The organism is Paenibacillus sp. 102 (genome assembly GCF_039549175.1).
Classification (GTDB): Bacteria; Bacillota; Bacilli; order Bacillales; family Bacillaceae_G; genus Bacillus_A.
The window spans coordinates 24,924-47,060 of record NZ_JBCGHT010000022.1 but is presented as its reverse complement, the minus strand read 5'-3'; the positions used below and the strand labels follow the sequence as shown (position 1 = coordinate 47,060).

Annotated in this window: 20 protein-coding genes; 13 read left to right on the top strand and 7 right to left on the bottom strand. The window is 34.8% G+C overall.

Annotated elements, in window-relative coordinates:
- The first annotated feature begins 121 nt into the window (after positions 1 to 121).
- From AAIE21_RS25890 to AAIE21_RS25875, 4 genes are all read left to right on the top strand, one after another.
- Positions 122 to 466 (top strand): potassium channel family protein, encoded by a 345-nt coding sequence (locus tag AAIE21_RS25890; RefSeq protein ID WP_343269344.1) that lies wholly within the window; start codon positions 122 to 124, stop codon positions 464 to 466.
- A gap of 254 nt (positions 467 to 720) precedes the next feature.
- A complete protein-coding gene (gene cerA, locus AAIE21_RS25885; protein ID WP_343269343.1) occupies positions 721 to 1,572 on the top strand; it encodes a phospholipase CerA in 852 nt (283 codons plus the stop codon).
- Between the two features lie 172 nt (positions 1,573 to 1,744).
- The gene (locus AAIE21_RS25880) at positions 1,745 to 2,917 is read left to right on the top strand and encodes an amino acid deaminase/aldolase (RefSeq protein ID WP_343269342.1); all 1,173 of its coding nucleotides are present in this window, start codon (positions 1,745 to 1,747) and stop codon (positions 2,915 to 2,917) included.
- Positions 2,905 to 4,206: a D-arabinono-1,4-lactone oxidase gene (locus tag AAIE21_RS25875; RefSeq protein ID WP_343269341.1), complete on the top strand. Its 1,302-nt coding sequence runs from the start codon at positions 2,905 to 2,907 to the stop codon at positions 4,204 to 4,206. The genes AAIE21_RS25880 and AAIE21_RS25875 overlap by 13 nt, the downstream gene beginning before the upstream one ends.
- Before the next feature lie 209 nt (positions 4,207 to 4,415).
- On the opposite strand, the gene AAIE21_RS25870 is transcribed toward AAIE21_RS25875, so the two are convergent.
- Together AAIE21_RS25870 and AAIE21_RS25865 are read right to left on the bottom strand one after the other, a co-directional pair.
- Positions 4,416 to 5,567: a VanZ family protein gene (locus tag AAIE21_RS25870; RefSeq protein ID WP_343269340.1), complete on the bottom strand. Its 1,152-nt coding sequence runs from the start codon at positions 5,565 to 5,567 to the stop codon at positions 4,416 to 4,418.
- A gap of 176 nt (positions 5,568 to 5,743) precedes the next feature.
- On the bottom strand, positions 5,744 to 6,046 hold the full coding sequence (locus AAIE21_RS25865) for an antibiotic biosynthesis monooxygenase family protein (RefSeq protein ID WP_343269339.1): 303 nt from the start codon (positions 6,044 to 6,046) through the stop codon (positions 5,744 to 5,746).
- Between the two features lie 931 nt (positions 6,047 to 6,977).
- Between AAIE21_RS25865 and AAIE21_RS25855 the strand changes: the two genes are divergently transcribed.
- From AAIE21_RS25855 to AAIE21_RS25840, 4 genes are all read left to right on the top strand, one after another.
- Positions 6,978 to 8,219: a 3D domain-containing protein gene (locus AAIE21_RS25855; RefSeq protein ID WP_343269338.1), complete on the top strand. Its 1,242-nt coding sequence runs from the start codon at positions 6,978 to 6,980 to the stop codon at positions 8,217 to 8,219.
- 103 nt (positions 8,220 to 8,322) lie between these two features.
- Positions 8,323 to 8,550, top strand: coding sequence for a helix-turn-helix transcriptional regulator (locus AAIE21_RS25850; RefSeq protein WP_343269337.1), 228 nt, complete (start codon positions 8,323 to 8,325; stop codon positions 8,548 to 8,550).
- Positions 8,543 to 9,016 carry a DUF2178 domain-containing protein gene (locus AAIE21_RS25845; RefSeq protein WP_343269336.1) on the top strand — a complete coding sequence of 158 codons (474 nt, stop codon included), beginning with the start codon at positions 8,543 to 8,545 and terminating at the stop codon, positions 9,014 to 9,016. The genes AAIE21_RS25850 and AAIE21_RS25845 overlap by 8 nt, the downstream gene beginning before the upstream one ends.
- Positions 9,017 to 9,342: 326 nt before the next feature.
- Positions 9,343 to 9,978 (top strand): class A sortase, encoded by a 636-nt coding sequence (locus AAIE21_RS25840; RefSeq protein ID WP_343269335.1) that lies wholly within the window; start codon positions 9,343 to 9,345, stop codon positions 9,976 to 9,978.
- Between the two features lie 21 nt (positions 9,979 to 9,999).
- Here the strand turns inward: AAIE21_RS25840 and AAIE21_RS25835 are convergent, their stop codons facing one another.
- Positions 10,000 to 11,385 (bottom strand): peptide MFS transporter, encoded by a 1,386-nt coding sequence (locus AAIE21_RS25835; protein ID WP_343269334.1) that lies wholly within the window; start codon positions 11,383 to 11,385, stop codon positions 10,000 to 10,002.
- Between the two features lie 598 nt (positions 11,386 to 11,983).
- Here AAIE21_RS25835 and brnQ1 point away from each other — a divergent pair.
- Entirely contained in the window at positions 11,984 to 13,285 is a 1,302-nt protein-coding gene (gene brnQ1 / locus AAIE21_RS25830) for a branched-chain amino acid transport system II carrier protein BrnQ1 (protein WP_343269333.1), read from the top strand.
- Positions 13,286 to 13,493: 208 nt separating this feature from the next.
- The gene (locus AAIE21_RS25825) at positions 13,494 to 15,233 is read left to right on the top strand and encodes a DUF2339 domain-containing protein (RefSeq protein WP_343269332.1); all 1,740 of its coding nucleotides are present in this window, start codon (positions 13,494 to 13,496) and stop codon (positions 15,231 to 15,233) included.
- A gap of 38 nt (positions 15,234 to 15,271) precedes the next feature.
- On the opposite strand, the gene AAIE21_RS25820 is transcribed toward AAIE21_RS25825, so the two are convergent.
- Together AAIE21_RS25820 and AAIE21_RS25815 are read right to left on the bottom strand one after the other, a co-directional pair.
- Positions 15,272 to 16,825: a DNA-binding protein gene (locus AAIE21_RS25820; RefSeq protein ID WP_343269331.1), complete on the bottom strand. Its 1,554-nt coding sequence runs from the start codon at positions 16,823 to 16,825 to the stop codon at positions 15,272 to 15,274.
- A 182-nt stretch (positions 16,826 to 17,007) separates the two neighbouring features.
- Positions 17,008 to 18,399 carry an amino acid permease gene (locus AAIE21_RS25815; RefSeq protein WP_343269330.1) on the bottom strand — a complete coding sequence of 464 codons (1,392 nt, stop codon included), beginning with the start codon at positions 18,397 to 18,399 and terminating at the stop codon, positions 17,008 to 17,010.
- Between the two features lie 623 nt (positions 18,400 to 19,022).
- On the opposite strand from AAIE21_RS25815, the gene AAIE21_RS25810 reads away from it, so the two are divergent.
- From AAIE21_RS25810 to AAIE21_RS25800, 3 genes are all read left to right on the top strand, one after another.
- Positions 19,023 to 20,315 (top strand): NCS2 family permease, encoded by a 1,293-nt coding sequence (locus AAIE21_RS25810; RefSeq protein ID WP_343269329.1) that lies wholly within the window; start codon positions 19,023 to 19,025, stop codon positions 20,313 to 20,315.
- Positions 20,316 to 20,679: 364 nt separating this feature from the next.
- The gene (locus tag AAIE21_RS25805) at positions 20,680 to 20,880 is read left to right on the top strand and encodes a helix-turn-helix transcriptional regulator (RefSeq protein WP_174100255.1); all 201 of its coding nucleotides are present in this window, start codon (positions 20,680 to 20,682) and stop codon (positions 20,878 to 20,880) included.
- Positions 20,881 to 20,889: 9 nt separating this feature from the next.
- Entirely contained in the window at positions 20,890 to 21,327 is a 438-nt protein-coding gene (locus tag AAIE21_RS25800; protein ID WP_343269328.1) for a hypothetical protein, read from the top strand.
- Positions 21,328 to 21,364: 37 nt separating this feature from the next.
- Here the strand turns inward: AAIE21_RS25800 and AAIE21_RS25795 are convergent, their stop codons facing one another.
- Entirely contained in the window at positions 21,365 to 21,802 is a 438-nt protein-coding gene (locus AAIE21_RS25795; protein ID WP_343269327.1) for a GNAT family N-acetyltransferase, read from the bottom strand.
- Positions 21,803 to 21,816: 14 nt separating this feature from the next.
- Positions 21,817 to 22,050 (bottom strand): DUF4022 family protein, encoded by a 234-nt coding sequence (locus tag AAIE21_RS25790; protein ID WP_343269326.1) that lies wholly within the window; start codon positions 22,048 to 22,050, stop codon positions 21,817 to 21,819.
- Positions 22,051 to 22,137 lie beyond the last annotated feature (87 nt).

Here is a 22,137-nt window from a genome sequence, read left to right as displayed (position 1 = left end):
TATGAAAACAGAAGGAAAAAATGAGTGAAAATCTCTTTTTGTTCTTCATAGCCCAAATTTATATGTTAGAAAATCAAATTGGATTTATATAATTGTTTAAGTAGGAAGGGAGAGTTTTCGCATGCTTTCATTTTTACTAACGCTAAAACGAATGTTAAAAGCTTGCTTAAGGGCGTGGAAAGATAAAGAATTTCAAGTGTTATTTGTGTTAACCATTATAACGTTAATATCAGGGACTATTTTCTACAGCACGGTAGAGGGGTTACGTACAATTGATGCATTATATTTTAGCGTAGTTACATTAACGACAGTTGGCTATGGAGATTTTAGCCCACAAACAGATTTTGGGAAAATCTTTACGATATTCTATATTTTCATTGGAATTGGTTTAGTATTTGGTTTTATTCATAAACTAGCAGTAAATGTTCAATTACCAAGTATATTATCGGGTCGAAAAAAAGAGTAGAAGCAATCAGGTGCATATCTTGATTGCTTTATTTTTTTACAATATTTTAGCTGTTTCTTTGCAGGAAATTAATAGTCTTTTATTACAATGAAAATGAATTCTATCACGATGTACAGGATTATAATGATATGCACTTTTGTATAATTTATTTTCTCAATAGGAATTAACAGAAAGGTGAGATATTCTAATCATAGGTTAACCATATGATGTGAATTGCATATTCAAAGTAAATGAATTATAAACGGAGGTTTCATATGAAAAAGAAAGTATTAGCCTTAGCAGCAGCTATTACATTAGTAACACCACTGCAAAGTGTAGTATTTGCTCATGAAAATGAGGGAGGAAATAAGGTAAGGGTAATTCAATATTGGTCTGCTGAAGATAAGCATGCAGAAGGTGTAAACTCCCATTTATGGATTGTCAATCGTGCAATTGATATTATGTCCCGTAACACAACAATTGTACAACAAGATCAAGTAGTGCTATTAAATGAATGGCGTACAGAATTAGAGAATGGTATTTATGCTGCTGATTATGAAAACCCTTACTATGATAATAGTACATTTGCTTCTCATTTCTATGATCCTGATACAGGGAAGACATATATTCCTTTTGCTAAGCAAGCAAAAGAAACAGGAGCTAAATATTTTAAACTTGCTGGTGAAGCGTATCAAAAACAAGATATGAAACAAGCATTTTTTTATTTAGGTTTATCGCTTCATTACTTAGGGGATGTCAATCAACCAATGCATGCAGCAAACTTTACTAATCTTTCTTATCCACAAGGTTTCCATTCTAAATTTGAAAATTTTGTTGATACAGTAAAGGATAATTATAAAGTGACTGATGGAAATGGCTATTGGAATTGGAAAGGAATAAATCCTGAAGATTGGATTCATGGAGCGGCTGTAGCTGCTAAGCAAGATTATGCTGGTATTGTAAATAGTACTACAAAAGATTGGTTCGTAAGAGCGGCAGTTTCACAAGAATATGCAGATAAATGGCGTGCAGAAGTTACACCGGCAGCAGGTAAGCGCTTAGTAGAAGCACAGCGTGTAACAGCTGGATATATTCAGCTTTGGTTTGATACATATGGGAATCGCTAGAATGATTGATGACTTCTTAGTTACAAATATATACATATAGTAGAGATAGCAATTGCTATAAAGTAGCGAAAAGGTTTCTTCGTAAAGAAGAAACCTTTTTTTATTTCGATACAGGAGAAAATTAGTTTTCTTCCAATATATATAAGACATATATAGAAGGGGAGAGAAAAGTATGGAACGTAACATATTTCAAAAAGTTCCCTTACCATGTGCATTTCTTGATGAAGAAGCGTTAGAAAGAAATATTCAATCTATTGTTCAATTGTGTAGAGGAAAAAAAGTTCGTATTGCTAGTAAATCGTTACGATCTGTTCCAGTGATGAAGCGAATTTTAGCCTCTAATAGCTGTTTTCAAGGCGTTATGTGTTTTTCACCACGAGAAGTATTATTTCTAATAAAACAAGGATTTGATGATTTATTGCTTGGATACCCTGCATATGATGAACAAGCACTTCAAGAAATCAGTTTGCTTACAAAACAAGGACTTATAATCACTTGTATGGTAGATTGCATAGAACATATTGCTTATTTAGAGAAAATTGCAAAAGAAACAGGTGGACGCTTTCGAATTTGTGTCGATATTGATATGAGCAGCCGTTTTTTTCAGTTTCATTTTGGAGTTAGACGTTCTCCTATACGTAATGCCTCCGAGGTTTTAAAAGTTGTTGAAAGAGCGATGCAATCTCCTGTTTTACAAATAGATGGTGTAATGGGCTATGAGGCACAGATTGCAGGAGTTGGAGATGATGTACCAAAACAAGGTTTTAAAAATAAAGTTGCTTCCTATCTGAAAAGAAAATCAGCAATGGAAGTAATGAAAAGAAGACGAGATATTGTAAAAGCAATACAAGGAAAAGGAAATACACTTCGCTTTGTAAATGGAGGTGGCACAGGGAGTATAAAAACGACAATGCAAGATGAATCTGTTACAGAGATTACAATAGGTTCTGCTTTTTACTCTCCTAAGCTCTTTGATTATTATAAAGATATTAAATTCGAACCAGTTGTTGGCTTCGCCTTGCCAATTGTTAGGCAATCTAACCCTCATATATATACTTGCCTAGGTGGTGGATATATTGCTTCAGGATCAGTTGGTAAAGATAAACAACCTGAGATTTGGGAGCCAAGTGGGGCAAAGCTGTTAGCTTTAGAAGGAGCTGGAGAAGTACAAACGCCCGTTTATTATAATGGATCAGAATATTTAACGGTTGGAGATGTCATGTTATTTCGGCATAGTAAAGCCGGAGAACTATGTGAGCGCTTCTCATTATTACATCGTATTGTAGGTAATACAGTTATAGGAGAGTATTCAACATACCGGGGGGATGGACAATGCTTTCTATAAAAGGACAGAAATGGAGAAACTGGACGGGAAATGTAGAGGGAAATCCGCAATATATGATGTATCCCAAAAATATACAAGATGTAATTAAAGCAGTACATTTGGCAAAAGAAATGGGCAAGCGAATTCGCATTGTTGGTTCAGGACACTCGTTTACACCACTAGTTCAAACGGAAGAAATTCTTCTTTCTTTAGATGAGTTACAAGGAATTTTGAGCATGGATTCACAATCATTAATAGTAGAGGTGTGGGCTGGAACAAAGTTGTCGTATTTAGGAAGGATGTTACAAGAAAAAGGCTATGCACAAGAAAATTTAGGAGATATTGATTCACAATCTATTGCAGGGGCTATTAGTACAGGAACGCACGGAACTGGTATTACATTTGGGAGTTTGGCGACACAGGTTGTGGAAATTACCGCTGTCCTTGCCTCGGGAGAAACTATCGTTTGTTCTGAGAAAGAGCATCCTGAATTTTGGAAAGCATTTCAGTTATCGCTTGGTATGCTTGGAATTATTGTAAAAGTTAAATTAAAAGTCATCCCAGCTTATTCACTTATTTATGAAAGTAAAAAGGAATCGTTTTCTACTGTAATGAACAGACTGGAAGAATATAAGCAACATCGTCATTTTGAATTTTTTGTATTTCCGTATTCAGACGATGTCCAAGTGAAAATTACAAATGAAACGACAGTGAAAGGGATGGATTTAAAGTGGCATAAGTTCAAGACAGAACTACTTGAAAATATAGCTTTTTCATTATTGTCTAAAGGATGCAAGATGATGCCATCTATAAGTAAAGGGGTTAGTAGGTTGTCCGCAAAGGTAGTACCGAATGCGCGAACAACTGGTCCAAGCTATCAAATATTTGCTACATCGCGTAATGTTCGTTTTTATGAAATGGAGTATAGTATACCTGCTCAATATATGAAAAAAGTAGTACAAGAGATTCATAATCTTATACAAGAAAAGAGGTTTCAAGTACATTTTCCGATTGAATGCCGCTATGTACGAGGAGACGATATATGGATAAGTCCTGCGTATGAAAGAGATTCAGCTTATATCGCTGTGCATATGTATAAAGGGATGAAATATGCTGCGTACTTTACAGCGATAGAACATATTTTTCAAAAGTATGAAGGACGTCCGCATTGGGGAAAAATGCATACAATGGGATATGAACAATTACAACTCGTTTATCCGAAGTTAAACTCTTTCTTGGAAGTTAGAAGAGATATAGATTCAATGGGGATGTTTTTAAATCCGTACGTGGCAAAAATGTTTTCTATATAAATCCATTTTGACTTTTTGACATATTAGCTGCGGTTATGAAAACAAGAACAGTTCTCCACTTATTTCCTCTTTTTGTTTTCACACGGCATGGGGCGAAAAAAGGCACTGACCGCTTCTATGCATGGCCGGATGCTCTCGCCCACCTAAAAAGAATGGTTTTGTGTTAATTTTTTAATCTGGATTTATATATTCATGAAAAAAGCTGACAATTATTTGTCAGCTTTTTTGAGTGTAATTGCATTTCTTGTCTGGCTTATATGCTCATAAAATAATAATTTATCTCGGCTAAATACGTGTAATAAGATATGTATAATGAAGAGACCATTAATTGAGAACATAAACAGTAATATAATGAGCATAGTTAATGGATTAGTCTGATTCAATATAGAACTACTAGAGAGAATATAGTTCATTCCACCTAAAATAAAATAGAACAAGCCGTAACGAATCAATAACTCTTTAATGGTAATTCGCTCATTTTTACCTTTAATGTGAATACGAAGCAATGCTTTACCAATTGTTTTTCCGTTCGTCAAATACGGAATGACGATGAAATAAATGAAGACAGCACATATGATAAAAATAAGTTCATATAGATTCGTATAAGACTGGATGCTAGAAATGAAAATAGAATTTCCTTTGTTTTTTATAACTGGTACAACAACGGATAAGAAAATCCAATCAATTTGCAGTGCGATTAGGCGGCGAATAAATCCAACTGGTTTCGTAGCTAAATCGACATGTGCATCTAATTCATTTGATTTAGGAAGGAAGTACGTGAATATCGGTGCAATGAAATAACCAACTGCTCCTCCTAGTGTATTTAAGAATAGATCGTCAATATCCAATAAACGATACGCACAATTGTATATACCGTACAATCCAGTTACTTGTGTCACTTCAAAAAATAGTGAGAGACAAAGTGAAAAGAAGATCGTTTGTAAAAAACCAAGGCGGAAATAGTAACGTAAATATATGCCGAATGGAATCGTTAACAGTGCATTGAATGCAACTTGTAAAAAGGCAGATTCTTTTAATAAGTAGAAATAGGTAGCAGGCTTTGTTAATACTGCAGCTGTATGGTTGCTAATTTCTTGGATGAAATAAAATGGTACAAGCTGAACGTGCTGTGTATTAGCTGGCTGCAAGCTACATGTATCATAAATTTGTGGCAATGGTAAGATAACAAGAAAATAGGCATTTAACAGGTAAAGAAGTAAAGAGTATAAAATAAATGAACGCCATTTATTTAAATAACCATATTTCCTGTAATTAAATATTAAAAATGGAATTAATAGAATCATTGCTAAAAGGGGAAATAGAATAAATGCTGTTTTAATTGGAAATAAATACGCTGTCAAAATGTGGCTCCTTTCAAAAAAAAATCGGACTCCATTATAGCTTTAATAAAATGTAAAAGCAAGTTTACCTTTCATAGGCCGAATAGCCTCAAGAGGTAAGAGTGATGAATAAGCGGTTGGTGGACAGGCTGAATAAATGAAGAGGAGCCTTACTGCAAATTTGCAGAAGGCTCTTTTTAGTGCGGATATTTAACATGCGTAGCATTGGATTTTGAAGAAAGGATATAGCTTTGGAATTGTTGCTTCCATGGCATAGTTGTAGATTCCTGTTTTCGAGAAATCCACCCATGATAATCTTGTTGTGTTTTCCATAATATACGAATCATATACTCATTCCCATGTTCAGTCCGTTTCATACGAGAAAATTCTAGATTAATAAACCCATATGTACCGGAGTTTGGATAGTATTGTTGTAGAGAACGAATAATTTTTTCGTCATAGCCAAATTTAATATGAATAAGTTTTGTTACAATAAACATGATCGCACCCCTTTTGTATTTGTAGTAGTAAACTAGAATGAATATCCTGTTTCAGTTATAGCAAGTACAATCTCTCCTATGATGCTTACAAGGTTAGGGGATATCGCCCATACACGAATTAATTCATTCTATAAAAAAAGTTCCTCGTATATATTTGCTTTCGTAATGTATCTCGCATTAATATTATACTATTCTGAAAATTAAGAGTAAACAAAAGGAAGACGACAAATTTTTTATCATGCTATTTGCGGATAGTAACACTCCCACTGTCGCCTAAAAATTTAACAAAATCAAAGAAGTTAAGTGAAGATGGAGACCATCACTGATTAAAGTTTCACTTTATAAAAAAGAGCTATCCTACGATAGGACAGCTCTTTCATTCTTATAGGAAAATAATAGTGAGTAGACCCACGATAACACAATAGAAAGAGAAATATTTTAAATTCCCTTTCGCCATCAAATGTAAGGAAAAAGTGAGAATTAAGCTAATTTGTAGTAGGGTGTTATGTAAATACATTTAGGTGGGAGAGAGGATCTGTCCATGCATAGAAGCTGTCAGAACCTCTTTCAGCCTCATGCCAAGTTTACAACAGAAGGAGAAAATGAGAGCTGGTCACTTTTTGTTAGATGTAGCCGCGATTTATGTGTTGAAAACTCAAAATGAATTTATATATTAAAAGACTGATTTTGTATCAGTGATACGCCTACAAGATTTGACAATATTTTTAATGTCGTGTAATCTGTTGTTTCTAATATGCGAATCTGAGTTTTTGTAAGATTTGTGTGAAAAACAGTTGTTAAAAGTTAAGAGTTCGTTACATTTTATGGTTTATTTTCATTTTTTTGTCACGAAAAATAAAGTGTATTTAATGAGTTTGTAAACAAACTGTAAAATAAATCATGTATAACTGTATGAGAAGGGAGTCGGATTATGAACTATTTTAAGCGAATCAGTAGTCTAGTATTAGCAGGAATTATTGTTCTTTCTAGTACGGTCGCTGTAAAAGCTGAGTCAAACGACGAGAAACTGAACAACATGCAACAGCAATTGCAGCAGAATAACAATGATATTCAGCAAAAGGAACAAGAAAAGCAAGCTGTTAATAAAGAAATACAAGGTATTGAAAGTGAACTACATAATTTAAATAATACAATTACAAAAAACAAAGAGGAACAAGCTGCTATTCAGCGTAAAATCGATGAAACACATAAGCAAATTGAACAGAAAAAGGGAGAAATTATCGTTTTAGAAGATAAAGTACTTGCTCGTAAAGATATTATGAAAAAACGTATGGTTTCTGTTCAAAATAGCTCAAATACGAGTTTAGTAGTCGAAGTTGTGGTAGAATCAAAGAATTTTGCTGATTTCTTACAACGTATGAATGCAGTATCTACAATCTTAGATGCAGATAAAGAGATTTTACGTCTTCAAGAACAAGATCTTCGTCAAATTGAAGAAGACAAAAAAGTAATTGACGAAAAAGAAGCATCTTTAGAAGTAGATAAACAAAAATTAACAAAAGCACAAGCTGATTTGCAAGAAAACTTGAAAAAACGTCAAGAAAACTTACAAGCTGTGCAAGCAAAATATAATCAAATTGCAGGTCAAATTAATTTAGCTGAACAAGAAAAAGCAAAAGTTGAAGCAAACATGAAAGCAGTACAAGAAACAATCGCGCGTGAGCAAGAAGCTGCTAGATTAGCAGCGGAAGCTCAAGCAAAAGCAGAAGCGGAAGCAAAAGCACAAGCAGAGGCTTTAGCGAAGGCGAAAGAAGAGGAAAAGGCAAGACAAGCAGAAGCTGCTAAGCAAACGACTTCAGCACCAACACCTGCATCTCAGCCAGAACCAGCACCTGCTAAAGGCGGTCGTGAAATTTATGTAGAAGCAACTGCTTATACAGCTGATCCAGCTGAGAATGGTTATAAACCAGGTGACATTGTAAAATCTAAATTAGGTCATAACTTAACAGCAAACCCAGGAATGAAATTAATTGCTGTAGATCCAAGTGTTATTCCATTAGGATCCACTGTATATGTTGAAGGCTATGGAAAAGCAATTGCAGGTGATACTGGTGGCGCTATTAAAGGTCATAGAATCGATGTATTGATGCCGGATAAAGCTTCTTCTAGCGAATGGGGACGCAAAAACGTTAAAGTTACAATTTTAAGTTAAAATGAAATCCAACTTTACATTAGGTAAAGTTGGATTTTTTTGTGAGTTATATGTTAAGTTGAGTTTACATTTTGTAAAGTTTAGCATACAATAAAGGTAAGAGGTGGTAAATTTGACCATTTGCAATAGAGTAAAGGAGCTGAGAGCTCGTTTTAACTTCACGCAAAGTGTATTAGCTGAAAAGGTTGGCGTAACAAGGCAAACAATTGCAGCAATTGAAAAGGGTGATTACGTTCCATCGTTGTTATTAGCACTGACGATTTGTGATGTATTTGATTTAAAGATGGAGGATGTGTTTGTTTTAAATAAGGAGGGAGAAGAAGATGAATAGAATCATTTTGTCTTACGTGGTGAATGTGTTATTTATTGGGTTAGCTAGTTGGGCGTTTATTGAACTCTATTATGCTGTTATAGAGCTTGCAAATATTATTCAAAGTGAGAAGGTACCATTTGAGATAATAATAAATATCATACCGTTTTTATTGTTATTGATTGTAGCTGTTATATCAACTATTTTTTATAAAGTTCAAAAGAAGAAATATAAGAAATTATCTTTTTGGATGTTTCCTTTGTTATTTCCACAAGATGATGAGCGGGAAGAAATCATTACAGCAAAAGCATGTCGTACGACTTTTATAGCGCTTTGGTATGTTATACCGACTGCAGCTGCATTGCTTGTGATGTATCCGATTGCAACTCCGTATATTCCTGCGTACCCATTATATGTTGTGTTTTTAATCTTCTTTATACAAATGACTGTATTCCATATTTCACTTTATCGAAATAAAATTGCTTAAAGACGTGCTACGTGCACGTCTTTTTTTTATTCTACTTTTTACAAAAAATTAACGCATACTGAAGGGAAGGTTTACAAATCTTTCTTATGATAGACATGGAACTTATCGAATAAGGGGAGTGGGAAACCGAAAAAAGTGTTGCTGTGTGGTGGGATGATTGTAAGTATATTATGGACAGGAAATGATGTGCATGCAGATGGAATGTTAAGTTTTTATCATATAGGTGGTCAATAAGCTTCTTCCTTCCGTCTAACACTTGTACATAAAGCTATCTTACTTTATCATCTTATATAGAAGTAAGATTCTGTAAAGGAAAGGGATTATGCATGAATAAGAGGAGAATATATAGTATACTAGCAGTTCTTTTATTTGTTGTAGGTGGTATTTTAATTGGTAAGCCATTTTATGACGGATATATGGCAGAGAAGAAGCAAACAGAAAATGTACAAGCTGTTCAGAAGATGGAATATCAAAAACAGGATACACAATTTGTAGATGCATCTAAAATTAACCAACCTGATTTATCAGAGGTAGCGAATGCATCATTAGATAAAAACCAAGTAATTGGTCGTATTGAGATTCCAAGTATTTCATTGAAACTACCAATTTTAAAAGCTTCTACTGAGAAAAATTTATTATCAGGAGCAGCAACTGTAAAAGAGAATCAGGAAATGGGAAAAGAAAATTATGCATTAGCAGGGCATAATATGTCAAAAAAAGGTGTTCTATTTAGTGATGTAGCATCATTGAAGAAGGACGATAAAATTTATCTGTATGATAATGAAAATGAATATGAGTACGCTGTGACGAATGTAACAGAAGTAACACCTGATAAATGGGAAGTAGTAGAAGATCACGGGAAAACGGAAGTTACACTTATTACATGTGTGTCTGTATCGGATAACTCGAAGCGTTTTGTTGTTACAGGTGATTTTGTTCAGACTAAGAAAATAAAAAGCTGAGGGAGTAATCCCTCAGCTTTTTTAGTCCATCCATTTTACTAGTTTTTTAGAAAGTAATAATAAAACACATCCTAAAACAATAGCGACAGCTCCTATAACAGTGAATACTTCTGAATATCCAAGTGAAGTTGTAAAACTAGCGAGTTGGCCCCCTAAAATGTTAGCGATCCCTGAACTAGCTAACCAAACACCCATTAGTAATGAAGCGAGTTTTACTGGGGCAAGGGAACTGACCATTGATAACCCAACAGGTGATAAGAACAATTCACCTAATGTATGGAAAAGATAAGTAAAAACAATAAATAATAGGTTTGCTTGCTCTGTAATGTTGTGTTCATCACTACCTGTTTTTAATGTAGCGATAACAAGAACGATATAACCGATTCCAAGTAAAATCATACCGAGTCCCATTTTTGTTGGGATTTTTAAATCTCCACGTTTTGTTGTAGCAAGCTTAGCCCATAGTGCTGAAATAGCAGGGGCAAGCAAAATGATAAATAGTGGATTGACTGATTGGAACCAAGATGTTGGGATTTCCCATCCGAATACAGAACGATCAACAAACTTGTTTGTATATAATGTTAACGAGCTACCAGCTTGTTCAAAACCAGCCCAGAAGAAGACAACGAAGCAAGTTAGAATAACGATAACTGCTGTATGTTGCTTTTCTTTTTTAGTGAGTGGTGTATTACCAGCTGTTTGTTTCCCTGATGCTGCTTGTAAATCTCTTGTTGGTTTTTTACCGAGATCACCAAGGTAGCGATTAGACAATGTTGTAAATAAAATTTGTCCAATAATCATACCGATTGAAGCAGCTAAGAATCCGTAACGGAAGCCGTAATGAACAACGCCATCTACTGTTGTTTTGAATAAATTTTCTGATAAAAATCCGCAAACGAGTGGAGCTAAGAATGAACCGACATTGATACCCATATAGAAAATGGTAAATGCACTATCACGTTTTGGATCATTTTCTTCATACAGTTCTCCGACAAGCGTAGAAATATTTGGTTTAAAGAAACCATTACCAATAATAATAAGCGCGAGTCCGAGGTATAGGCCGACTTGGTTTTGCAGGGCAAAGAGTGTAAGGTTACCGATTGCCATTGTTACGCCACCTATAGTGATGGCTAAGCGTCTACCGAGAAAACGGTCGGTTAAGTATCCACCAATCATTGGAGTAAAGTAACATGCTCCAGTATAAAAGCCATAGATAGAAAGTGCCCACGCGGGACTAAACCCAAGACCACCGCTTACTAAAGCTGTCGTTAAGTATAATGTTAGTAATCCTCGTAATCCATAGTAACTAAATCGTTCCCACATTTCTGTGAAGAAGAGTAAGTATAAACCTGGAGGATGTTTCTTGTTTCTTTTTTGTTTTTTCTCAAGTTGTATCGCTGATTCCATTTAAGTTTCCTCCTGACACAAACAAAAACAAAGTTAATAGTTTTGTATATTTAATATTTTACTTTATTAACTATTGAATGTCAATAAAGGTCGATTTTTCAGAAGAAATTGGAAAACAGAGCGGATATAGAATGGGGATTTCTTTTGTGATAGACTATGGACTATGTTTGTTTTAGCGTATAAGTGCAAAAAAATTAAAAAAACATATAGAATCTTTCTTTTTTTAGATGGAAGAGAGGATCCGGCCATGGATAGAAGCGGTCAGGGCCTTTTTTAGCCCCGTGCCATGGAAAACAAAAGGAGAAAATGAGTGGAGGTCTGCTTTTGTTTACATAGCTACAATTTATATGTTGAAACTGATTACAAGTAGTTGGAAAATCGATATACTCTGTTCTTTTTAGGAGGGAGAGAGAATCCACCTATGGATAGAAGCGGTTAGGGCCTTTTTTAGTCCTATGTCAAGTAAAACCAAAGGGAGAAAATGAGAGTGGGCCATTTTTTGCTTTTCGTAGCCACAACTTATATGTTGAAAAAACAAAATGGATGTATATAGGATGAAAAGGGTTCTACCTTATTGAAAGTAAAGAAGGAGAAAGAAATGAAATTGTTACAGAAAAAAGAAATTTTGCTTATGAGTCTGATGTTATTTTCCATGTTTTTCGGAGCTGGAAATTTGATTTTTCCGCCTTTCCTTGGATATGAAGCAGGGGATCATGTGTGGATTGCATTGCTCGGCTTTATTATATCAGCAACTGGACTTCCGATATTAGGTGTAATGGCAATTGCTAAAGCTGGAAGTTTTCAAAGATTAGCCAATCGTGTACATTCTTCTTTTGCGATTATTTTTCCGTGTTTAATTTATTTGTTTATTGGTCCGGGGTTAGGTATACCACGCGCTGGAAGTTTAGCTTTTGAAATGGGACCAGGTCAGTTCTTCCAAGAGGCGGAGAGTGTATTACTACTCATCTATACAGTTATTTTTTTTAGCGTTGTATATTGGTTAAGTTTATCACCATCAAAATTGATGGGGCTGTTTGGAAAGCTGTTAACACCTTTATTATTATGTTTGATTGCTCTTATTTTTATAAAGAGCATGATTACACCAATAGGAGATGTTCAAGTACCAATAGGGAACTATAAGCAGTCTGCGGTATTTCAAGGGTTTTTAGATGGGTATTTAACGATGGATGCACTAGCTGCGTTAATCTTTGGAATTGTTGTGGCAAATGCTTTGCGTGCCAAAGGAGTACAGGATGAAAAAGGCTTAGCAAAGTATATGAGCATGGCAGGTATCGGCGCTGGTTTCTTATTATCTCTTATTTACGTTATTTTGGGATATGTGGGATCAATAAGTGGCTCACTTGGAAAGTTTGATAACGGAGCTCAAGTATTAGCTCATGTGATGACTACATTATTTGGACAAAGCGGTATGGTATTATTAGGAATTATTTTTACTGTTGCTTGTTTATGTGTATCGATTGGTCTTGTTACATCTTGTAGTCAGTTTTTCGCAGAAGTATTTCCAAAAATCTCTTATAAAGTGTGGGCTTGTGTCTTAAGTATCGTTAGTATGATTCTGGCCAATTTAGGGTTAACACAAATTTTAAAGGTATCAGTTCCCATTCTTGGATTCATTTATCCGATTGCTTTAACGCTTATTCTTTTAGGGCTATGTCATAAGTATATTGGTAAGTATACGTATATATATCCAGTGACCATTGTACTAGTAGCAGTATTTAGTGGAATAGATATTTTCAATCGTAACGTGTTACTTTCAAAATGGACACCTATATTAGAACATATTCCTTTGTATACAGAAGGAGTAGGGTGGATTATTCCAGCCATTGTAGGTGGCTGTTTGGGAATGATTGTAAGTGTTTGTATGAATAAAAAGGGTTAGAAGAAAAAGGTGTTTTCCACTGGAAAACGCCTTTTTTGTCTAATCTAATTCGCCTATAAACCATATTTCTTTGTCATTGTAATCAAAATCAGTAAAAATTCTCTTAAAAAATGAATAAGCTAATAGTATGATATGATGTAAGGGATGGGTAATTTAACCAATTATATATATGTTACCATTTTAGCAGCATGATTAAAGGAGGGAGCGAATGAAACAGGATGTAAATAAAAAAATAGAAGCGTTAGAAACAGCAATTGATACAATACAAGAGGCGCTCTATGAATTAAAGGCACAACAAAGGAAGATAGAGGAAGAAAAAATTCAACAAGAGAGAGAGCAGAGGAAACGGGAATCTATTGAAGAAAAACCAGAAGTCAGTATTACGAAACAAAATGTACGAATAGAAGAAATAGTTGTGAGTCAAGAAAGTGTGGAGGAACCAGAAGAAAAACAAGTAGATATATCTGCGTTTAAACCTGAACCATTTGATATTATAAAATTTTGTCAAACGTGGCTACCACGTATTTTCGTTGCAATTATGCTTCTTGGGGTAATTTGGCTATTTAAAGCGGGAGTAGATGCAGGATTACTTACTCCAGCAATTCGTATTGTATTTGGCGTAGTATTATCAGTTGGTTTGTACTATGTAGGTGATATGCAAATAAAACAGGAACGTCAAGCGTTAGGATTAGTACTAGCTGGTGGCAGTGTTACAGGCATTGTTTTAACGACATTTGCTGCGCATTATTTGTATCACTTCTTTCCGGCAAGCATTGCATTTATACTTAATATTATTTGGATTATACTTGGCATTTATCTCGCTAAGCGATATCAATCAGAGTATCTCGCTATATTTGTAGCGGTAGGTGCCTTTTTTGTACCGTTCTTATTAAATAGTACAACACCTAATTCTTACATTTTCTTTGGATATGAAACAATATTAACGGTTAGTTTATTATGGTATGCGTATAAAAACCGTTATCAATATTTATATATGGTGTCTTATTGTGTCTCTGTAATTGTAACATTTGTCTTCTTTGTAATTATGACGGTGTTACTAGGAAATTTAAATGTGCAATTAACAGTTGTTTATGGATTCATTCACCTTATGATTTTTTGGCATATGTTTATGAATCAAAGTTTTATTTATCAGCCTAGAATGGCGCTGTTTAGTGCGAATGCAATCTTCTTTATTTTAGCGATTGTAAAAATTCCGGACTTTACAACATGGGGGCTATTGATTAGTACAGTTGTACACGCTGTAATGTTCGCGGCTGAATATAGGAAAAATAGAAAATCATTATTTACTGATCTTTTATTTGGATTTGCGATGGGATCGTTTAGTTTAGCGATTTTATATGAGTTCAGCTTAGTAAATGGATCAATTGTACTACTGTTACAAGGGTTCTTAGGTGTTGTTACTTCTGTGAAATTGAAACAAGAAATTAAGTTTTATATAAGTGCTGTCATTTATGCGATTGGCATGCTTCAGACACTTGTTAGTCCATTTGAAACATTTATGTCAGCTGCTTTTGTAGCCCATTTCATTTTGATTGGAACATTTTATTATGGCATGATGAGAGTGAAACCAATGTTACAACAGTTTGGAAAATATGTGTATTCGATCACACTGTACAGCTTTATGGTACTTGTATTTATTACGATTACTAGAATCGGAGAGGTTCTTTCAACAAACGGAAGTATTATCAGTGTATCTGTTTCTCTTTTATGGATGATATATGCTTTAGTTGCAGTTTGGTTCGGGCGTAATAGAGGAATGAATGAAATACTGTATGCGGGGTTAGTGGTGTTAGTGGTGACAGTGAGCAAGTTATTCTTCTTAGATTTACCAGAAGTATCAATGATGATTCGTGCCGTATTATTCTTACTTGTCGGTGGACTCGGAATTGTTATTTCTAGAATGTTTTTCTCAAAAGAAAAAGATTAGTAGTAAAAAAAGCAATCCATTTAGGATTGCTTTTTTTACTATTTATTATTAATAGTGACAGCTTCATTATATTTTGTCGTTGTATTTTGACGAAGACGCAAAGTGGCTTGCCCAGTTGTATTCGGTGCGAGTTGTACATTTACTACTTTTTCAGCAAAACCTAGACTGTTTGTTATGAAAGAGAATGCATTACTATATCCAAAGTTAGAAGGCCAAGTACCATTTTCATTTTGTATTTTCGCAACTTGTGTTCCTCCAGCTGTGAAAATCCCTAGAGAGTAATTATTATATGTTGTATTTGGTAATAAGTTATTTAATTGAATTTTCACTTGAAATACTGCATCGCTTGGCAGAATACTAGGATGCGTAACTACGTAATTATTTACAGGTGTAGTTACTGTACCACCATATCCATATGAACCTGGTTTAAATGTATTTGTATTGAACCATTGATATCCTTGATTTGGAGCGCTCCAAGGTTCTGGTTGTGGCTCAGTTGATAAATTAGGTTGTTCAAATGTTTGTAAAGGTGTCGGGGTATCAAGTTGTAAGCCATTTACTTGATCTAAACTTGTATAAGTTTCTTGTTTAGATAACCAATTGACAATGTTTTCTAACAGGATAGCATCATTTTCTTCTTTATATCCATCATATGTTTTTTTTGCTTGTCCTGTATCTTCACGAACATATTTTGGTGAGGCATCCTCAACAGGAGAAGAATCACCGATAAATGCTGCTTTTCCAAGGCCAACTTTAGCAATTGCAGCATAAGGACCTTCCTCAATACCGCCACCATTATAAACACCGCTATCAACAGCGTTATTCCATTTTGATGGGTTTTCTGGAAGATATACGATTCCTTTTGCTAATTTAGGGTTTGTAATGGCTAGTGTAGAACCAGCATGCATAGCTACTGATGAAACACCTTTCGTAATACCAAAGGATTGTTCAGGTGATACAATATTTTTGGCAGAAACATCTCCAAGCGCATTATAGCGAAAGCGAATACCAAAGTTTTGGGATAACCAATCGGAGCTTGCTACTCCTTGCATTGCTGGAGAGTTTACTTCTTCATTAGACATACCTTTTGCAGGGTTGTCCCATGCACCACGTCTGTATCCATTAAATACCTCTGAAGAATCCCAGCGATTCTTATTTCGGTCTGCATTATAATGATCTGCGATAAAGAAAATACTACCACCATTTTTAACATACTGTAACATAGCATCTTGTTCAGATTTTTTATAAGGAATATTTGCTTCAGGAACGATAAATACATTATAATCTTTTAAATTTTCATATGTAATAGGTGTAGATTGGCGAAGCTCTTTTACAAAATATCCATTTTTAGCAATACCATTTCCAAAATCGGAAAAACCACCATCAATGACCCAATCAGCTGTACCTGCTGTTTGCCCATGTGTATTATCAAATAATACTTTCTTCCCATTGTTTTCATTTACAACTTTTGCAGCAATTTCAGGTGCTGGATCTGTAGAACTTTCAGCGAAAGCAGGTGGAATATAAGTGCTTCCGATACTGAGTGTAATTGCTGTTGCTAAAGAAAGTTTAAGCCATTTTTTGTTCTTCATAGAAGAATCCCCCTAATAATAAATATATGTGCCTTAATAATGTAATGGATTTTTTTATGAAAATAAAGATGGAAAATGTAAAATATACAAAAAATTTGTAAAAATAACATGAATTTTGTTGATAAATATTTGTGTGAAAAATAAGAAAACCCCTTCCTCGATATAAGGAAGGGGTAACATATTTAGCTAATTTTTGAATTTTGTGCAGCAGCTATCCTATGAAACCCTTTTAAGTAATATACAACTACTAATGAAATCAACCAAATCGGACCAACAATTAATGCGATTCGTGTATCCTCTGAATAAGCCATAATCCCTAATACTAATGCAAGAAAACCGAGTGAAAAATAAGAACTTAACGGATAAAGCGGCATTTTATACGTTAAATTTTGCTTAGCTTGTGCTGGTAACCCCTTACGGAATCGGATTTGGGAAACTAATATGATCCCCCACGTCCAAATCGCGCCAAACGTTGAAATACTAGTAAGCCATATAAATACTTTTGCAGGAACAAGGTAGTTTAAAATAACACCAACGAGTAGGACTAAGGAAGTCGCTATAATTCCGTTACTTGGGATGCCATTTTTATTTAAATGGCCGAATTTTTCAGGTGCCTTTTTTTGCTGTGCCAGTGTAAATAACATACGTCCCGTACTAAATAAACCACCATTACAAGAAGAAAGAGCTGCCGTTAAAACAACGAAGTTAATGATCCCTGCTGCTTTTGCTATACCAATTTGTTGGAATGTTAATACAAACGGGCTTCCTTTAGCACCAAGCTCATTCCATGGATAAATTGCCATCATAACAAATAAGGCTCCAACGTAGAAGAGTAAAATACGCCAAAATACGTTATCAATTGCTTTTGCAAGTGTTTTCTTTGGATTTTGTGCTTCACCAGCTGTAACGCCGATAAGTTCGACTCCTAAATAAGCAAATAAAACCATTTGTAAGGAAAGAAGTAACCCAGAAAAACCATTTGGGAACCAGCCACCATGTGACCAAAGGTTTGAAATTCCAGTCGCGATACCATCATTTCCAAATCCAAATAGAATAATGCCTGTCCCAATTACAATCATACAGATAATTGTGACAATTTTAATTAAAGCAAACCAAAATTCAAGTTCTCCAAATACTTTGACAGATAAAAAGTTAAATGCACTCATTAATACAAGAGCCATTAATGCCCAAATCCAGCGCGGGATATCTGGGAACCAAAATTCCATATAGATACCAGCAGCAGTAATCTCCGCCATACAAGTAATAACCCATAAAAACCAGTAGTTCCAACCGGTGATATAACCTGCTAACGGGCCTAAATAGTCATGTGCATATTTACTAAAAGAACCAGCAACTGGTTGTTCAATTGCCATTTCTCCAAGAGCACGCATAATGAAGAAGATAACGAGTCCAGCAATCATATAGGCTAATAGAATAGAAGGTCCAGCTAATTTTATAGCGGAAGCAGATCCTAAAAATAGTCCTACGCCAATAGCGGATCCAAGAGACATCAATGTGATGTGTCTTTGTTTTAGACCGCGGTTTAAAGTTCCTGATTTGTTTGTTTGCTGCATAAAAAGCCTCCTTATAGGATGAAAAAATTGAATGCGCTTACTTGAAGTGCAACTATTTTAAATTATAAAACATTTCTGTCTGTTATGCTACAAAAACAATTATTGTATGCTGTACTATATAAAACCATTTGAATTTTTCAATATACAATTGAGGATAACTTGGATTTTTGTTTTCTCTTTGTTCTAAGCGTAGCATGGAGCTAAAAAGGGCCGGATCGCTTCTATGCATGAACGGACGCGTTCTCCTAAGCTAAAAAAGGTTTCTGTCAATTTTTAATTGATATATATAATTTGTCCATATAACTTCCTTTAGGTTTTTCAACATATAAGTCACAGCTACGTCTAACAAAAGGTGACCTGCACTCATTTTTTCTTTTTGTTTAAAACGTGGCATGGGGCTAAAAGAGGCTCTGACCGCTTCTATACATGGCCGGATGCTCTCTCCCATCTAAAAAGAAATGTTTTTTGATAATTCGTCAGACTTAAACTTAAAATTCAAACTATTACTGAATACATTGACTCTTCTTTTTGTTGGTTGGTAAGATTAAGTATTACATTTTCTCGCATAATAGTAAGAAAAGAATGTGTGATAATAATTCATTGTGTAGGAAGGGTACCTAAGTATGTTCCAATTACAAAAGTATAACACTTCTGTGAAGCAAGAGATTTTAGCTGGCATCACAACATTTTTTACATTTGCGTACATTCTTGTCATCAATCCGAAAATATTAGCAGATGCAGGTGTACCATTTGATCAAGCATTTACGGCAACTATTATTGCAACAGTTGTCGGAACATTATGTATGGCATTTTTAGCAAATTATCCGATTGTTATTGCTCCAGCAATGGGGATGAATGCATACTTTGCTTATTCTGTTGTACAAAAGGCAGAAGGCATTACATATGTCGTTGCATTTTCGGCGGTATTTGTCACAGGTATTATTTTTCTTCTATTATCTTTCACCTCATTTCGTCAGAAACTTATTGTCGCAATTCCAGACAGTTTAAAACAGGCAATTGCAGGTGGAATTGGGTTATTTATTGCTTTCATTGGTCTTCGTTTATCTGGGATTATCGTGGATCATCCAACTAATTTAGTTACAATTGGAGATTTTCATTCACCAGCTGTTATTTTAACACTAGTTGGTTTAGCATTAGCAGCAGTGTTAATGGCATTGCGTGTGAGTGGTGCGCTGTTTATAAGTATGATCGTAACGGGAATAATTGCCTTCTTTACAGGACAATTGAAGTTTGGTAATCAAATTGCAGCGATTCCTCACTTACCAAAAGGAATCATTGTTTCGAATCCGATGGCTGCATTTTCTGATGTAATTGAATATGGATTGTACGGCGTTGTTTTTTCATTTTTACTTGTATTATTATTTGATACAACAGGGGCTTTGCTTGGTCTCATTAAACAAGCGGGTTTAAATACAGATAATGCTGAAAAACGTTTCGGTAAAGCATTTATTGCTGATGCAATCGGTGGTACAACAGGAGCTGTGTTTGGGACAAGTCCAACAGCAGCAACAATTGAATCGTCAGCGGGAATTGCAGCAGGTGGTAAAACAGGGTTAACAGGTATTGTGGTCATTTGCTTAACAATCGTTACTGCATTTTTCAGTCCGGTAATTGCTTCTTTATCGAGTGTAGCAGCAATTACTGCACCATCATTAATTATTGTAGGGAGTTTAATGGCACAAAGCATTCGTGATATTAACTGGAGTGAATTTGAAGATGCATTACCGGCATTTTTAATTTTTGTAGGGATTCCATTAACATCTAGTATTGCGAACGGAATTGCACTTGGATTTTTAATCTATCCAATTTTAAAAATTGTGAAGGGGAAAGGAAGGGAAGTTCATCCGCTTCTGTATTTCTTTGCAATTTTATTTGGCTGTCATTTGTTCTTATAATTGTATAGTACAGGGTACTCCTTTTTTAGGAAGTACCCTTTTTTCATGTATAATAAAGTGAAACTTTAATCAGTGGGGGTTTTCTTCATCCCCCACTGATTATCAGCCCTCACCAATCGGGCTTTTACGAGCAGTTTATCTCCCACCTAAATTCTTTAAAAAAGCGGAAGCGGCTAGAGCTGGACATTGCTCCCGCCAAATTTTGAGGGGAGTATTACTGCCCGTTAATGCGGGATAAATTGAAAGTTTGATTTGTAGAAGTTTAAAATTAGTTATAAAGAATGAAAATTGGGATTGTTTTGTAATTTATAAATTGAATAATGGAATATATATGTTACAATTAATAGTGAAGGAGGGACATGGATTGGCTGTAAGTAAGATAAAAGTCGCTCGTGTTCAGTTAGATTTAACACAACAACAATTAGCAGAAAAAGTAGGAGTTACAAGGCAAACGATTAGTTTAATTGAAAAAGGGAAGTACAATCCTTCATTAGAGTTATGTTTAAATATTTGTTATGCACTAAATAAAACGTTAAACGATTTATTTTGGGAGGAGAGGGAGTGAAGGGTAGCCATGAGAATCGTGAAAGATGAACGGTTAATGGTTCAAGGGTTAAAACATATTAGAATGGCATTTATGCTACAGAATTTTATAATACTAAGTATGATTTTTTATCGCTATGTTATAAAGGGGACAGGATATGAAGGGATTTCTGACTTACTAATGTTATTTATGGTTGGGATCCTATCCGTCAATTTTTTAAATCTAAAACAATCAGTTGAGGTATATGAAAGCGGAGAGCCGGAAAAACGTAGCTATTTTTTTAAATTGTTACTTATTCCGATTATACTTACGGGTGCTATCATGGGAATTCATATGATTGCAACGCCTGATGCTTCTATACTAGATGCAGGGGTAATTGGTAGTATTGTATTTCTTTGTTCTTTAGTTCCTTTTTTATATGTCTATTACTATAGAAAATCAATAAGAGATGAAGATAATGAATTATAATATAGCCCTCTCCATATGGAGAGGGCTATATTATGATTTATAACGTTTTATACATCAAATTATGAAGTCCAATGGGATGAATATCAAATATCTCGCCATACTCAAGAAATCCTAATCGTTTATAGTAATCTGCAACGGTAATACGAGCATTACACCATAATAGATCTGCTTGACGCTCTTTTAAGATTACTTCAGCTTGCTGGATTAATGAACTACCAGCATGTTGTTTTCGAAAGGTAGGCATTGTAGCCATACCTCGTAAACGATAGTGGTTATTACCTTGTAAGGAAGGCTCTGCTTCAGATGAGAAAGAAGCTATACTAATGAGTTCATCATTTAAGAAGGCACCGAGATGAAAGGAATTTGTTTCATAATCAGATGGATATTTGCAATCATCTAACTGTTGATTCGGTCGCAAAATATTTTGCCGTAGTTTATATGTTTCAGAGGCATCAATATGTTTGATTGTAATCATATTATTGTCCTTTCTTATGAGGATTTCTCAATAAGTTGCAGAAAAAAATAGGCCGGCGCAACACAAAGGCCTAATACGCTACTAGTACCAATGAGAAGGGAAAGAAAGAGACAAAAGTATTTCGTGCCATTGGATTTCTTCCATCCATAGCTGCAAATTTCAATGCTAATGCCAATAAGAATAATGGCAACGAGTACCTCTGCCAATAATAAAAGAGCTAAAGTTGAAATAGACATAGTGTGATTCATCCCCATAATATATGATAGTAATATTTTACCATGTAAAAATGAGAATTTTAAGAAAAAACTTGAAAACATATGTCCATTTTGATTTTC

Bases quoted from the DNA above. Each gene is read 5' to 3' on its own strand.
- AAIE21_RS25890 (WP_343269344.1), top strand. From the start codon at position 122: ATGCTTTCATTTTTACTAACGCTAAAACGAATGTTAAAAGCTTGCTTA.
- cerA (WP_343269343.1), top strand. From the start codon at position 721: ATGAAAAAGAAAGTATTAGCCTTAGCAGCAGCTATTACATTAGTAACA.
- AAIE21_RS25880 (WP_343269342.1), top strand. From the start codon at position 1,745: ATGGAACGTAACATATTTCAAAAAGTTCCCTTACCATGTGCATTTCTT.
- AAIE21_RS25875 (WP_343269341.1), top strand. From the start codon at position 2,905: ATGCTTTCTATAAAAGGACAGAAATGGAGAAACTGGACGGGAAATGTA.
- AAIE21_RS25865 (WP_343269339.1), bottom strand. From the start codon at position 6,046: ATGTTTATTGTAACAAAACTTATTCATATTAAATTTGGCTATGACGAA.
- AAIE21_RS25855 (WP_343269338.1), top strand. From the start codon at position 6,978: ATGAACTATTTTAAGCGAATCAGTAGTCTAGTATTAGCAGGAATTATT.
- AAIE21_RS25845 (WP_343269336.1), top strand. From the start codon at position 8,543: ATGAATAGAATCATTTTGTCTTACGTGGTGAATGTGTTATTTATTGGG.
- AAIE21_RS25840 (WP_343269335.1), top strand. From the start codon at position 9,343: ATGAATAAGAGGAGAATATATAGTATACTAGCAGTTCTTTTATTTGTT.
- AAIE21_RS25835 (WP_343269334.1), bottom strand. From the start codon at position 11,385: ATGGAATCAGCGATACAACTTGAGAAAAAACAAAAAAGAAACAAGAAA.
- brnQ1 (WP_343269333.1), top strand. From the start codon at position 11,984: ATGAAATTGTTACAGAAAAAAGAAATTTTGCTTATGAGTCTGATGTTA.
- AAIE21_RS25825 (WP_343269332.1), top strand. From the start codon at position 13,494: ATGAAACAGGATGTAAATAAAAAAATAGAAGCGTTAGAAACAGCAATT.
- AAIE21_RS25820 (WP_343269331.1), bottom strand. From the start codon at position 16,825: ATGAAGAACAAAAAATGGCTTAAACTTTCTTTAGCAACAGCAATTACA.
- AAIE21_RS25815 (WP_343269330.1), bottom strand. From the start codon at position 18,399: ATGCAGCAAACAAACAAATCAGGAACTTTAAACCGCGGTCTAAAACAA.
- AAIE21_RS25810 (WP_343269329.1), top strand. From the start codon at position 19,023: ATGTTCCAATTACAAAAGTATAACACTTCTGTGAAGCAAGAGATTTTA.
- AAIE21_RS25800 (WP_343269328.1), top strand. From the start codon at position 20,890: ATGAGAATCGTGAAAGATGAACGGTTAATGGTTCAAGGGTTAAAACAT.
- AAIE21_RS25795 (WP_343269327.1), bottom strand. From the start codon at position 21,802: ATGATTACAATCAAACATATTGATGCCTCTGAAACATATAAACTACGG.
- AAIE21_RS25790 (WP_343269326.1), bottom strand. From the start codon at position 22,050: ATGAATCACACTATGTCTATTTCAACTTTAGCTCTTTTATTATTGGCA.